Genomic DNA, 12,423 nt, shown 5'->3' on the forward strand with positions numbered 1-12,423 from the left:
GCGTCCTGCGGGGCCGGACCGCGGCCCACGGTCAGTTCTTCCGATGCCCTATCAACCGCGGCTTCGGCTCCAGACCGTCCAGCCCGTGCCACGCCAGGTTCACCAGATGCGCCGCGACCTCCGCCTTCTTCGGCTTGCGGACGTCCAGCCACCACTGACCCGTCAGGGCCACACTGCCCACCAGCGCCTGCGCGTACAGCGGCGCCAGCTTCGGGTCGAAGCCCCGGGCCTTGAACTCCAGGCCCAGGATGTCCTCCACCTGCGTGGCGATGTCACTGATCAGCGACGCGAACGTGCCCGTCGACTGCGCCACCGGGGAGTCCCGTACGAGAATCCGGAAACCGTCCGTGTAGTTCTCGATGTAGTCGAGCAGCGCGAACGCCGCCTGCTCCAGGAGCTCCCGCGGATGCCCCGCCGTCAGCGCGCCCGTCACCCCGTCGAGGAGCTGGCGCATCTCCCGGTCGACCACGACCGCGTACAGCCCCTCCTTGCCCCCGAAGTGCTCGTACACCACCGGCTTGGACACCCCGGCCTTCGCCGCGATCTCCTCCACCGACGTGCCCTCGAAGCCCTTCTCGGCGAACAGCGTCCGGCCGATGTCCAGCAGCTGCTCCCGGCGCTCCGCGCCCGTCATCCGCACCCGGCGGCCCCGCCGGGGCTTCTGCTCGCCGCTGCCGGTGCCACTGGTCCTGCCGTCGATCGCCACGTCTTCCATCATGCCGCGTCTGCGGGCGCGCTCTGGCGGCGGGCTTCGATGCGCTCCTTCGCCGGCCAGCGCACGTCGTACGCCCAGCCCGCCAGCTCGAACCAGCGGATCAGCCGCGCGCTGGAGTCGACCTGACCGCGCAGCACCCCGTGCCGCGCCGACGTCGGGTCCGCGTGGTGCAGGTTGTGCCAGGACTCGCCGCAGGACAGCACCGCCAGCCACCACACGTTGCCCGAACGGTCCCGCGACTTGAACGGACGCTTGCCCACCGCGTGGCAGATCGAGTTGATCGACCAGGTCACGTGGTGCAGCAGCGCGACCCGCACCAGCGAACCCCAGAAGAACGCGGTGAACGCGCCCCACCAGGACATCGTCACCAGACCGCCCACCAGCGGCGGGATCGCGAGCGACAGCATCGTCCAGAAGATGAAGTCACGGGAGATCCGCCGGATCGCCGGGTCCTTGATCAGATCGGGCGCGTACTTCGCCTGCGGAGTCCGCTCCTCGTCGAACATCCAGCCGATGTGCGCCCACCACAGGCCCTTCATCAGGGCCGGCACCGTCTCACCGAACCGCCACGGCGAGTGCGGGTCGCCCTCCGCGTCCGAGAACTTGTGGTGCTTGCGGTGGTCCGCCACCCAGCGCACCAGCGGCCCCTCCACCGCGAGCGAGCCCATGATCGCGAGCGCGATCCGCAGCGGCCGCTTGGCCTTGAACGAACCATGGGTGAAGTAACGGTGGAAGCCGATCGTGATGCCGTGGCAGCCGATGTAGTACATCGCCACCAGCAGACCCAGGTCGAGCCACGACACGCCGCCCAGGCTCCAGGCCAGCGGAACCGCCGCGATCACGGCGACGAAGGGCACCGTGATGAACAGCAGCAGCGTGATCTGCTCGATCGATCGCTTCTTGTCCCCGCCGAGCGTGCCGGAGGGCAGGGGGTCCTGTTCGGTTTCGAGCAACTCAGGGCTGGTGGTCATGGGCGTCCCCTGGGGATGAAGGGATGAGGATGAAAGAGAGCGGAACGGCATGAAAAGAGCGCGAGGCTACGCCTCCGTAACCTACGGCGTCGTAAGTATGGCAGCGCCGGGGCGCGCGGCAAGGGGGCACAAGACGACCCTGGCCGCCGACCACAATGTGGACACCTATCCTGGGTGCGTCGGACAGCGCGGTCCGCAAGCCTCCAGAACCCCTCCAGACGTGCTCAAACACTGCAAGGAGCCGCACCTGTGAGCAGTGCCGACCAGACCCCCACCGCCAGCGCCGAGCTGCGCGCCGACATCCGCCGACTGGGCGATCTCCTCGGCGAGACCCTCGTCCGCCAGGAGGGCCACGAGCTCCTCGACCTCGTCGAGCGGGTCCGCAGCCTCACCCGCGAGGACGGCGAAGCCGCCGCCGAACTGCTCCGCGGCGTCGAACTCGAGACCGCCGCCAAGCTGGTACGCGCCTTCTCCACCTACTTCCACCTCGCGAACGTCACCGAGCAGGTCCACCGCGGCCGCGAGATGCGCGAGAAGCGCGCCGCCGAGGGCGGCCTCCTCGCCCGCACCGCCGACATGCTCAAGGACGGCGACCCCGAGCACGTCCGCGAGACGGTCAAGAACCTCAACGTCCGGCCCGTCTTCACCGCGCACCCCACCGAAGCCGCCCGGCGCTCCGTCCTGAACAAGCTCCGCCGCATCGCCGCCCTCCTGGAGACCCCGGTCATCGAGGCCGACCGGCGCCGCCACGACCTGCGGCTCGCCGAGAACATCGACCTCATCTGGCAGACCGACGAACTCCGGGTCGTCCGGCCCGAGCCCGCCGACGAGGCCCGCAACGCCATCTACTACCTCGACGAGCTGCACGCCGGCGCCGTCGGCGACGTCCTGGAGGACCTCGCCGCCGAGCTGGAGCGCGTCGGCGTCGAACTCCCCGCAGGCACCCGCCCGCTCACCTTCGGCACCTGGATCGGCGGCGACCGCGACGGCAACCCCAACGTCACCCCCCAGGTGACCAGGGACGTCCTGATCCTCCAGCACGAGCACGGCATCACCGACGCCCTCGAACTCGTCGACTACCTGCGCGGACTGCTCTCCAACTCCATCCGCTACGCGGGAGCCACCCAGGAACTCCTGGACTCCCTCCAGCGCGACCTGGAACTCCTCCCGGAGATCAGCCCCCGCTACAAGCGCCTCAACGCCGAGGAGCCCTACCGCCTCAAGGCCACCTGCATCCGGCAGAAGCTCGTCAACACCCGCGAGCGCCTGGCCTCCGGCACCCCCCACCAGGACGGCCGCGACTACCTCGGCACCGCCGAGCTCGTCCACGACCTCACCCTGATCCAGACCTCGCTGCGCGAGCACCGCGGCGGGCTCTTCGCCGACGGCCGGATGGACCGCACCATCCGCACGCTCTCCGCCTTCGGCCTCCAGCTCGCCACCATGGACGTCCGCGAGCACGCCGACGCCCACCACCACGCCCTCGGGCAGCTCTTCGACCGCCTCGGCGAGGAGTCCTGGCGGTACGCCGACATGCCGCGCGACTACCGGCAGAAGCTCCTCGCCAAGGAGCTCCGCTCGCGCCGCCCGCTGGCCCCGACCCCGGCCCCGCTGGACGCCGCGGGACAGAAGACCCTCGGTGTCTTCCACACCATCAAGGAAGCCTTCGAGCGCTTCGGCCCCGAGGTCATCGAGTCCTACATCATCTCGATGTGCCAGGGCGCCGACGACGTCTTCGCCGCCGCCGTCCTCGCCCGTGAGGCCGGTCTGATCGACCTGCACGGCGGCTGGGCCAAGATCGGCATCGTGCCGCTCCTGGAGACCACCGACGAGCTCAAGGCCGCCGACGTCATCCTCGACGGCATGCTCGCCGACCCCTCCTACCGGCGCCTCGTCTCGCTCCGCGGCGACGTCCAGGAGGTCATGCTCGGCTACTCGGACTCCTCCAAGTTCGGCGGCATCACCACCAGCCAGTGGGAGATCCACCGGGCCCAGCGGAGACTGAGGGACGTCGCCCACCGCTACGGCGTCCGGCTGAGGCTGTTCCACGGCCGCGGCGGCACCGTCGGCCGAGGCGGCGGCCCCTCGCACGACGCCATCCTCGCCCAGCCCTGGGGCACCCTGGAGGGCGAGATCAAGGTGACCGAGCAGGGCGAGGTCATCTCCGACAAGTACCTGATCCCGTCCCTGGCCCGCGAGAACCTGGAACTGACGGTCGCCGCCACCCTCCAGGCCTCCGCCCTCCACACCGCGCCGCGCCAGTCCGACGAGGCCCTGGCCCGCTGGGACGCGGCCATGGACACCGTCTCGGACGCCGCCCACACCGCGTACCGCAAGCTCGTCGAGGACCCCGGCCTGCCGGCGTACTTCCTCGCCTCCACCCCCGTCGACCAGCTCGCCGACCTGCACCTGGGCTCACGGCCCTCCCGCCGCCCCGGCTCCGGCGTCTCCCTCGACGGACTCCGCGCCATCCCCTGGGTGTTCGGCTGGACCCAGTCCCGCCAGATCGTCCCCGGCTGGTTCGGCGTCGGCTCCGGCCTCAAGGCCCTGCGCGAGGCCGGCCTCGACCCGGTCCTCGGCGAGATGTACGAGCACTGGCACTTCTTCCGCAACTTCCTCTCCAACGTCGAGATGACGCTGGCGAAGACCGACCTGCGGATCGCCCGCCACTACGTCGACACCCTGGTCCCCGACGACCTCAAGCACGTCTTCGACACCATCGAGGCCGAGCACGCGCTGACCGTCGCCGAGGTCCTCAAGGTCACCGGCGGCGAGAAGCTCCTGGACTCCAACCCGGTGCTCCAGCAGACCTTCGCCATCCGCGACGCCTACCTGGACCCGATCTCCTACCTCCAGGTCGCCCTCCTCGCCCGCCAGCGCGGCGCCGCCGAGCGCGGCGAGGAGCCGGACCCGCTGCTCGCACGGGCCCTGCTCCTCACCGTGAACGGCGTCGCGGCGGGCCTGCGCAACACCGGCTGACGCCCGGCCGCACACAGAAAGGTGCCCCCGTGGAGATTCCTCCACGGGGGCACCTCCATGACGGGGTACGCCGGTACCCGCCGGCCCCCGGAGCCTCAGACCCCCCGGACCCCCGGAGCCTCAGCCCCCCCCCCGAGCCTCAACCCCCAGACCCTCAGAGCGCGAAGAACGCCGCCACGAGCAGCGCCGCGCCCGCCCCCGCCATCGACCACGCCGTCCTCGGCAGCCGCAGACCGCCGCCGATCAGCGGCGCCGCCAGCAGCAGCGCCCCGCCCAGCGGCAGCCACGCGTGCAGACCGCCGCCCCAGCCCGTCCGTACACCCTCGTCCGTGCCCGGCTTCACCACCACCGGGATCGTCACCCCCTGCTCCGCCGCCACCGAACGCGCGATCGTCAGCGTCCGGCGGGTCGAGGAGGCGTCCTCCGGGGCGTACCGGCCGCTGCACGTGTCATCGGTGCAGCCGGTGACGGTCAGCGTGCCGTGCTCCCGCCCCTTGGCGAGCAGGACGTGCTGGGCCGAGGCCCAGGAGGTCCAGGCACCCGCGACCACGAGGAGGAGGGCGACCAGGGCCATGGCGGCGTTACGGACGTGCGTCATGACCCGCGATCGTACAGTCGTACCGCGCGAGTCCCGCAGGCCTCAGGAGTTGTACGCGGACTGCGCCCGCTCCAGACCCTCCGCCACCAGGCACTCCACCGAGTCCGCAGCCCGGTCCACGAACCAGTCCAGGTCCTTGCGCTCCGCCGACGAGAAGTCCTTCAGGACGAAGTCCGCCACCTGCATCCGGCCCGGCGGACGCCCGATCCCGCACCGCACCCGGTGGTACTCCGCACCCATCGCCTTCGTCATCGACTTCAGACCGTTGTGCCCGTTGTCGCCGCCGCCCATCTTCAGCCGCAGCACCCCGAAGTCGATGTCCAACTCGTCATGGATCGCCACGATGTGCGCCGTGGGCACCTTGTAGAAGTCGCGCAGCGCCGTCACCGGGCCACCCGACAGGTTCATGTACGACATCGGCTTCGCGAGCACCACCCGGCGGCTCGCCGGTCCCGGCGGCCCCATCCGGCCCTCGACGACCTGCGCCTGCGCCTTCCCCGCCCGCTTGAAGGACCCCCGCATCCGGTCGGCGAGCAGGTCCACCACCATGAACCCGATGTTGTGCCGGTTGGCCGCGTACTCCGGCCCGGGATTGCCGAGGCCGACGATCAGCCAGGGCGCGTTCGCGTCATCGGTCATGTGCGTCGGGTCTCCTCGTCCAGTGACGTCCAGATACGAAAAGACGGGGTGACGGGCCGTGCGGCCCGTCACCCCGTCACGTCAAGCAGAGCCTACGGCTCAGGCCTCGTCGCCCTCGGTGGCCTCGGCCTCGGCGGCCGGCTCCTCGGCCTGCGCGGCCAGGACCTGGAGGACGACGGCCTCGGCGTCGGTCACCAGGGTCGAGCCCTTCGGCAGGGTGATGTCACCGGCGAGGACGGAGGCACCGGCCTCCAGGCCCTCCACGGAGACCGTGACGGCCTCGGGGAGGTGGGTGGCCTCGGCCTCGATGGAGAGGGTGCTCAGCACGTGCTCGAGCAGGTTGCCACCGGCGGCGAGCTCGCCCTCGGCGTGGACCGGGATCTCGACCGTGACCTTCTCGCCGCGCTTGACGAGCAGCAGGTCGACGTGGACGAGGAAGCCCTTGATGGCGTCACGCTGGACGGCCTTCGGGATCGCCAGCTCGTTCTTGCCGTCCACGTCGAGGGAGAGCAGGACGTTCGGCGTACGCAGCGCGAGGGCCAGGTCGTGGGCCGGGAGGGTGACGTGCGCCGGCTCGGAACCGTGGCCGTAGACGACGGCGGGAACCTGGTTGTTGCGGCGGATCGCGCGGGCGGCGCCCTTGCCGAACTCGGTACGGACGGCAGCGGCGAGCTTGACCTCGGACATGGTGCACTCCTCGTAGAAAGGTGACGAAAGATCTGGGTCACCCGGCCACGACTGGCGATGGCCTGCTACGAAGAGCGCGTCGATAACGGACCGCCGTGACCCTGTACATCCGTACGGGTACGGCCTCCCTCGCCGAGCAACTACGGCAGTCTACCGGCCCACCGCCCTACCACCCAATTCGATCACTCAAACACGGCGGAGGGCCGCTCCCCCGAACGGGGAAACGGCCCTCATGCCTACTGCCTGCCACTCGGCGCGGCCGAGGCTCAGTGCTCCTCGAAGAGGCTCGTCACCGAACCGTCCTCGAACACCTCACGCACGGCACGCGCGATCGTCGGCGCGATCGACAGCACCGTGATCTTGTCCAGCTCCAGCGCGCCCGGCACCGGCAGCGTGTCCGTGAACACGAACTCGCTCACCTTGGAGTTCTTCAGGCGGTCCGCCGCCGGACCCGACAGGATGCCGTGCGTGGCCGTCACGATGACGTCCTCCGCGCCGTGCGCGAACAGGGCGTCCGCCGCGGCGCAGATCGTGCCACCGGTGTCGACCATGTCGTCCACCAGGACACAGACGCGGCCCTTCACGTCACCGACGACCTCGTGCACGGTGACCTGGTTGGCGACGTCCTTGTCACGACGCTTGTGCACGATCGCCAGCGGCGCGTCCAGCCGGTCGCACCAGCGGTCGGCGACCCGCACGCGGCCCGCGTCCGGGGAGACGATCGTCAGCTTGGAGCGGTCGACCTTCGCACCCACGTAGTCCGCGAGCACCGGCAGCGCCGACAGGTGGTCCACCGGGCCGTCGAAGAACCCCTGGATCTGGTCCGTGTGCAGGTCCACCGTCAGGATGCGGTCCGCGCCGGCCGTCTTCAGCATGTCCGCGACCAGACGCGCCGAGATCGGCTCGCGGCCGCGGTGCTTCTTGTCCTGACGGGCGTAGCCGTACGACGGGATGATCACGGTGATGCTCCGGGCCGAGGCCCGCTTCAGAGCATCGATCATGATCAACTGCTCCATGATCCACTTGTTGATCGGAGCCGTGTGGCTCTGGATCAGGAAGCAGTCCGCGCCACGGGCCGACTCCTGGAAGCGGACGTAGATCTCACCGTTGGCGAAGTCGAACGCCTTGGTCGGAACGAGGCCGACGCCCAGCTGGTGCGCGACCTCCTCGGCCAGCTCGGGGTGGGCGCGGCCGGAGAAGAGCATCAGCTTCTTCTCGCCGGTCGTCTTGATCCCGGTCACAGCACTGTCTCCTCAGACGTGTTGTCTGGCCGCGTTCCACGAGCTGTCGTGCGCGTGTGCGAGCCAGCCGAATTTGTGTGCACGTATCACGGTACGCCGAGTTCGACGTACCCGTTTCCGGTCAGCTTTCGCCGGCGGAGTCCTCCGAGGCGGCCTGAGCGGCCTGCGCGGCAGCGCTGCCGGGACGCTTCCGGGCCACCCAACCCTCGATATTCCGCTGCTGGCCCCGGGCGACGGCGAGCGAGCCGGCCGGCACGTCCTTCGTGATCACGGACCCCGCCGCGGTGTACGCGCCGTCCCCGATCGTGATGGGAGCCACAAACATGTTGTCCGACCCGGTCCGGCAGTGCGACCCGATCGTCGTGTGGTGCTTCGCCTCACCGTCGTAGTTCACGAAGACGCTCGCCGCGCCGATGTTCGTGTACTCGCCGATCGTGGCATCGCCCACGTACGACAGATGGGGGACCTTCGTGCCCTCGCCGATCGTCGCGTTCTTCATCTCGACGTACGTGCCGGCCTTGGACTTCCGGCCGAGGTTCGTGCCCGGACGGAGGTACGCGAACGGCCCCACGGAGGCGCCCTCGCCGATGACGGCGGAGTCGGCGACGGTGTTGTCCACCCGGGCACCCTTGTCGACACGGGTGTCCTTCAGGCGCGTGTTCGGGCCGACCACGGCGTCCTCGCCGATGTGCGTCGCCCCGAGGAGCTGCGTACCGGGCAGGAGGACGGCGTCGGGCTCGAACGTCACGGTGACGTCCACGAAGACGGACGCGGGGTCGAGCACGGTCACGCCGGCGAGCATGGCCCGCTCGATCAGCCGCCGGTTCAACAGCGCGCGGGCCTCGGCGAGCTGTACCCGGTTGTTGATCCCGAGGATCTCGCGGTGGTCCCCGGCGACGCAGGCGCCGACGCGGTGCCCGGCCTCGCGCAGGATGCTCAGCACGTCGGTGAGGTACTCCTCGCCCTGACTGTTGTCCGTCCGGACCTTGCCGAGGGCGTCGGCGAGCAGCTGCCCGTCGAAGGCGAACACGCCGGAGTTGATCTCCCGGATCGCCCGCTGCTCGTCGGAGGCGTCCTTGTGCTCGACGATCTCGGTCACGGCCCCGGTCGCCGGGTCCCGCACGATCCGCCCGTACCCGGTGGAGTCCGGGACCTCGGCGCTCAGCACGGTGACGGCGTTGCCGTCGGCGGCGTGGGCGTCGGCGAGGGCGCGCAGCGTCTCGCCGGACAGCAGCGGGGTGTCGCCGCAGACGACGACCACGGTCCCCTCGGGCGCCTGCCCGAGCTCCTCCAGGGCCATCCGCACCGCGTGCCCGGTGCCGTTCTGCTCCTCCTGGACGGCGGTGCGGGTCCCGGCGTAGTGCTCCTCCAGGTGCCCCTTCACCAGCTCGCGGGCGTGCCCGACGACCACGACGAGGTGCTCGGGCTCCAACTCCCGGGCGGCGGAGACGACATGCCCGACGAGCGAGCGCCCGGCGATCTCGTGGAGGACCTTGGGGGTCTTCGACTTCATGCGGGTGCCCTCACCCGCTGCGAGGACGACGACGGCTGCCAAGGGGGCCTCCCCTGTTCGAGCGGAGCCGAGAACTTGGGGGCGGGTGGCGCTCACGGGAATGCCCTTCGGCTTTGGGTGGTGGACGCACGAAGGATACCGGGGGGCAGGGTGGCGGACATGAGTGCGGGTCCTGACCATGACGGTCAGGACCCGCTGCAGAGGCTCCCGGAGAAGGATTCGAACCCTCATTCAATGGACCAAAACCATTTGTCCTGCCCTTAGACGATCCGGGATGGTTCGCCCTCTATGTCCGACTTCCTGTGTGGGGAGTTCGGACCGCCCCTACTATGCCGCACCAGGCCCCCTCGATGCGACGGTACAGATCGGCGCTGCCGAGGATTTGGATCGTGAGGCAGCCGTGATACCCGCCGCCCACGTTCTTGCGGTTGGTCCGGGGGTTATGGCGCTTGAGGGTCGTCTTGTTGAACGCCGCGGAGTCGACACCCACGAGACCGCTCCAGTACTGCTCGGCGGCCGCCACGTCGGCGGTCTCGTGGATCATCACGTAGTACCTCCGGCGTGCCGGTTCGACGCCGAGGAGGTCCAGCCAGGCGGTGAAGACCTGGATCATCCCAGGGTCGCTGTTCACGAACGTCACGCGCTCCCGGCGGGCGTGCGGCTTGTCCTTGGTGCCTTCCGCCCAGTAGAGCCCCACCCCCAGCAGGAAGAGCTCGCGCTCCGACATCGCGCCGATCGCTTCGGCGGCGGTGCCCTTGGCGGCTCGCCGCTCCTCCTCGCGGCGGCGCATGGTCGGTTCCCACCCTCGGCGGGCGATCACGGACGCCTCCTCGCGAGATCGTTTCCGCTCGGGTTTCGGCAGGTCTCGTACCCACAGCGAGATCGAGCTCTTCGAGCAGCCCAGTTCCACCTGGATCTGGTCGTAGGTCATGCCTTGCAGGCGTAGCTCCCTCGCCCTGTCGCGCAGGTCGTCCTTGGCGTTGGGGCGCTTCGTCCAGTCCGGTGGCGGCTCGCCTTCGAGGAGGCGGTTGAGGATGTCGTTGTTGTCGACGTGGAGGCGGTCCCGGATCCGGCGGCGGCTGAGTCCTTCGCGGCGGAGCGCGACCGCCTGCTCTCGCAGGTTCTCGAAGTCCGCGTACTTGCTGGTGTCGGCTGTCATGTGAGAACCCTCGTCCGGAATGCGGACGTCCGGGTCGAAAGTCCGAGCGATTCAGCAGTTCGGGGGACTGGTGTCCCAGGCGTTGACGTCGGGGCTCGCCCGTAGGGTGGTGGGTATGACCGCAACGGGGGCAGACCGGGACGCCGTGGGCGTCGGGACTTGGTGGTGGTGGGGGAGACGGCGGAGTGCCGTGCTCGATGGAGGGCTCGCCCTCGTGTCCGCCGTCGAGTGCGCGTTCGAAGGGGTGCGGTTCGCCGAGCAGGCCTCGCTGCCCGTGCCCGTCGGGGCGCTGTTCGGGCTGATCGTCGGGTCCGTGCTGCTCGTGCGGCGCCGGTGGCCCCTCGTGGTCGTGCTCGTGTCGATCGCGGTGACGCCCGCCGAGATGGGCTTCCTCATGGGGATCGTCGCGCTGTACACGCTCGCCGCCTCCGAGGTGCCCCGGCGGATCACCGCCCTGCTCGCCGGCATGTCGACGGTCGCCGTGTTCGTCGTGACCGCGGTGCGGATGCGCCAGGACCTCGCCCAGGCCGACGTCGGGCAGCCCGAGATCGACCCCAGTGGCTGGTACGTGCCGGTCGTCGCGGTCTTCATGACCCTCGGGCTCAACGCGCCGCCGCTGCTCTTCGGCCTCTACATAGGGGCGCGCCGCCGGCTCATGGAGAGTCTGCGGGAGCGGGCGGACAGCCTGGAGCAGGAGCTGTCGCTCCTCGCGGACCGGGCGGAGCAGCGGGCGCAGTGGGCGCGGCAGGAGGAGCGGACGCGGATCGCCCGTGAGATGCACGACGTGGTGGCGCACCGGGTGTCGCTGATGGTGGTGCACGCGGCGGCGCTGCAGGCGGTGGCGTTGAAGGATCCGCAGAAGGCCGTGCGGAACGCCGCCCTGGTGGGTGACATGGGGCGGCAGGCGTTGACCGAGCTGCGGGAGATGCTGGGGGTGTTGCGGGAGGGGACCGTTCCGGTGGCCCCCGTTCCCGTGCCGTTGGCGGCCGTGGGGCGGGCTGCCGCCGCGGCCGCCGAGGCCGCCGCGGAGGACGGGCCGTCGCTGGAGGCGCTGGAGGGGCTGTGTGAGCAGTCCCGGCTGGCCGGGGCGGTGGTGGAGCTGGTCGTCATCGGTGACGCGCGGGCCTATCCGCCGGAGGTGGAGCGCACGGCGTACCGGGTGGTGCAGGAGGCGTTGACGAACGTCCACAAGCACGCGGCGGGCGCGGAGGTCGTGGTGCGGCTCGCGCATCGGGGGGCCGAGGTCGCGATGCAGGTGGAGAACGGTCCGTGTCCTTCGGACGCGGGCGTCGCCGACGTGCGGCTGCCGAGTGGCGGGAACGGGCTCGTCGGTATGCGGGAGCGCGTGCTGCGGCTGGGCGGGGTGTTCGTCTCCGGGGCGACCGACGCGGGCGGGTTCAAGGTGTCGGCGGTGCTGCCGGCGGTCACCCCGCCGTCAGGCGGGTCGGCTGTGCGCCTGTGACGAGGGTCGAGAGCGCCGTGTCGATGTCCTTGCCGAGGTACCAGTCGCCGGCGTGGTCGAGGCTGTAGACCCGTCCCTCCATGTCCATGGCGAGGATCGCCTGGTGGTCGCCCTCTTCGCCGAGTGGCGCGAGTTCCGTGTCCAGGGCGCGGCCGAGGTCTCCGAGGGTGCGGGAGAGGTGGAGTCCGGCGAGTGGGTCGAAGCGGACGGCCGCGGGCGCTATCTGTCGTCCGTGGCCGGGTGCGGTGATCCGCAGGCCGCCGAACTCGGCCCAGGCCTCGACGACGGCGGGGAAGACGCTGTGCCGGTGCCCCGCGGGGGAGAGGTGGGCGCGCAGGGTGTCGGCCCATTCTTCGGCGAGCTTGATGTCCCAGCGGCCGGGCTGCCAGCCGGCTTCGCGGAGGGCGGCGTCGACGTTGACCGGGAACCGGGTGGTGCTGAGGTGGTCGGGCATGAGCG

The 12,423-nt window shown here is 70.5% G+C and carries 11 protein-coding genes and 1 tRNA gene; 2 read left to right on the top strand and 10 right to left on the bottom strand.

What is annotated here, in order from left to right; translation table 11 throughout:
- Positions 1 to 31: 31 nt before the first annotated feature.
- On the bottom strand, positions 32 to 715 hold the full coding sequence (locus ACIP84_RS28535; RefSeq protein WP_030315379.1) for a TetR/AcrR family transcriptional regulator: 684 nt from the start codon (positions 713 to 715) through the stop codon (positions 32 to 34).
- Positions 715 to 1,686, bottom strand: coding sequence for a fatty acid desaturase (locus ACIP84_RS28540; RefSeq protein WP_355967314.1), 972 nt, complete (start codon positions 1,684 to 1,686; stop codon positions 715 to 717). Before ACIP84_RS28540 ends, ACIP84_RS28535 begins: the two co-directional genes overlap by 1 nt.
- A 249-nt stretch (positions 1,687 to 1,935) precedes the next feature.
- On the opposite strand from ACIP84_RS28540, the gene ppc reads away from it, so the two are divergent.
- Positions 1,936 to 4,665, top strand: coding sequence for a phosphoenolpyruvate carboxylase (ppc, locus tag ACIP84_RS28545; RefSeq protein WP_401801501.1), 2,730 nt, complete (start codon positions 1,936 to 1,938; stop codon positions 4,663 to 4,665).
- Between the two features lie 154 nt (positions 4,666 to 4,819).
- On the opposite strand, the gene ACIP84_RS28550 is transcribed toward ppc, so the two are convergent.
- The 7 genes from ACIP84_RS28550 to ACIP84_RS28580 form a co-directional block, all read right to left on the bottom strand.
- A complete protein-coding gene (locus ACIP84_RS28550) occupies positions 4,820 to 5,263 on the bottom strand; it encodes a hypothetical protein (protein WP_401801504.1) in 444 nt (147 codons plus the stop codon).
- Between the two features lie 42 nt (positions 5,264 to 5,305).
- Positions 5,306 to 5,902 carry an aminoacyl-tRNA hydrolase gene (gene pth / locus ACIP84_RS28555; RefSeq protein ID WP_355967306.1) on the bottom strand — a complete coding sequence of 199 codons (597 nt, stop codon included), beginning with the start codon at positions 5,900 to 5,902 and terminating at the stop codon, positions 5,306 to 5,308.
- 99 nt (positions 5,903 to 6,001) lie between these two features.
- The gene (locus ACIP84_RS28560) at positions 6,002 to 6,589 is read right to left on the bottom strand and encodes a 50S ribosomal protein L25/general stress protein Ctc (protein WP_355967304.1); all 588 of its coding nucleotides are present in this window, start codon (positions 6,587 to 6,589) and stop codon (positions 6,002 to 6,004) included.
- Between the two features lie 266 nt (positions 6,590 to 6,855).
- Positions 6,856 to 7,830 (bottom strand): ribose-phosphate diphosphokinase, encoded by a 975-nt coding sequence (locus ACIP84_RS28565; protein ID WP_030315367.1) that lies wholly within the window; start codon positions 7,828 to 7,830, stop codon positions 6,856 to 6,858.
- 121 nt (positions 7,831 to 7,951) lie between these two features.
- The gene (gene glmU / locus ACIP84_RS28570; protein WP_355967301.1) at positions 7,952 to 9,385 is read right to left on the bottom strand and encodes a bifunctional UDP-N-acetylglucosamine diphosphorylase/glucosamine-1-phosphate N-acetyltransferase GlmU; all 1,434 of its coding nucleotides are present in this window, start codon (positions 9,383 to 9,385) and stop codon (positions 7,952 to 7,954) included.
- Between the two features lie 162 nt (positions 9,386 to 9,547).
- Positions 9,548 to 9,618, bottom strand: a tRNA-Gln gene (locus tag ACIP84_RS28575).
- Between the two features lie 11 nt (positions 9,619 to 9,629).
- A complete protein-coding gene (locus tag ACIP84_RS28580) occupies positions 9,630 to 10,502 on the bottom strand; it encodes a hypothetical protein (RefSeq protein ID WP_401801509.1) in 873 nt (290 codons plus the stop codon).
- Between the two features lie 115 nt (positions 10,503 to 10,617).
- Between ACIP84_RS28580 and ACIP84_RS28585 the strand changes: the two genes are divergently transcribed.
- Positions 10,618 to 11,964, top strand: coding sequence for a sensor histidine kinase (locus ACIP84_RS28585; RefSeq protein ID WP_401801512.1), 1,347 nt, complete (start codon positions 10,618 to 10,620; stop codon positions 11,962 to 11,964).
- Here ACIP84_RS28585 and ACIP84_RS28590 read toward each other — a convergent pair.
- Entirely contained in the window at positions 11,927 to 12,418 is a 492-nt protein-coding gene (locus tag ACIP84_RS28590; RefSeq protein WP_355967292.1) for an SUKH-3 domain-containing protein, read from the bottom strand. The two genes, ACIP84_RS28585 and ACIP84_RS28590, sit on opposite strands and share 38 nt — an antisense overlap.
- Positions 12,419 to 12,423: the final 5 nt, after the last annotated feature.

The organism is Streptomyces sp. NPDC088707 (assembly GCF_044752725.1).
GTDB lineage: Bacteria > Actinomycetota > Actinomycetes > Streptomycetales > Streptomycetaceae > Streptomyces.

Excerpts from the sequence above, each read along its gene's own strand:
- ACIP84_RS28535 (WP_030315379.1), bottom strand. The coding sequence starts at position 715 with ATGGAAGACGTGGCGATCGACGGCAGGACCAGTGGCACCGGCAGCGGC.
- ACIP84_RS28560 (WP_355967304.1), bottom strand. The coding sequence starts at position 6,589 with ATGTCCGAGGTCAAGCTCGCCGCTGCCGTCCGTACCGAGTTCGGCAAG.
- ACIP84_RS28550 (WP_401801504.1), bottom strand. The coding sequence starts at position 5,263 with ATGACGCACGTCCGTAACGCCGCCATGGCCCTGGTCGCCCTCCTCCTC.
- ACIP84_RS28540 (WP_355967314.1), bottom strand. The coding sequence starts at position 1,686 with ATGACCACCAGCCCTGAGTTGCTCGAAACCGAACAGGACCCCCTGCCC.
- ACIP84_RS28585 (WP_401801512.1), top strand. The coding sequence starts at position 10,618 with ATGACCGCAACGGGGGCAGACCGGGACGCCGTGGGCGTCGGGACTTGG.
- pth (WP_355967306.1), bottom strand. The coding sequence starts at position 5,902 with ATGACCGATGACGCGAACGCGCCCTGGCTGATCGTCGGCCTCGGCAAT.
- ACIP84_RS28580 (WP_401801509.1), bottom strand. The coding sequence starts at position 10,502 with ATGACAGCCGACACCAGCAAGTACGCGGACTTCGAGAACCTGCGAGAG.
- ACIP84_RS28590 (WP_355967292.1), bottom strand. The coding sequence starts at position 12,418 with ATGCCCGACCACCTCAGCACCACCCGGTTCCCGGTCAACGTCGACGCC.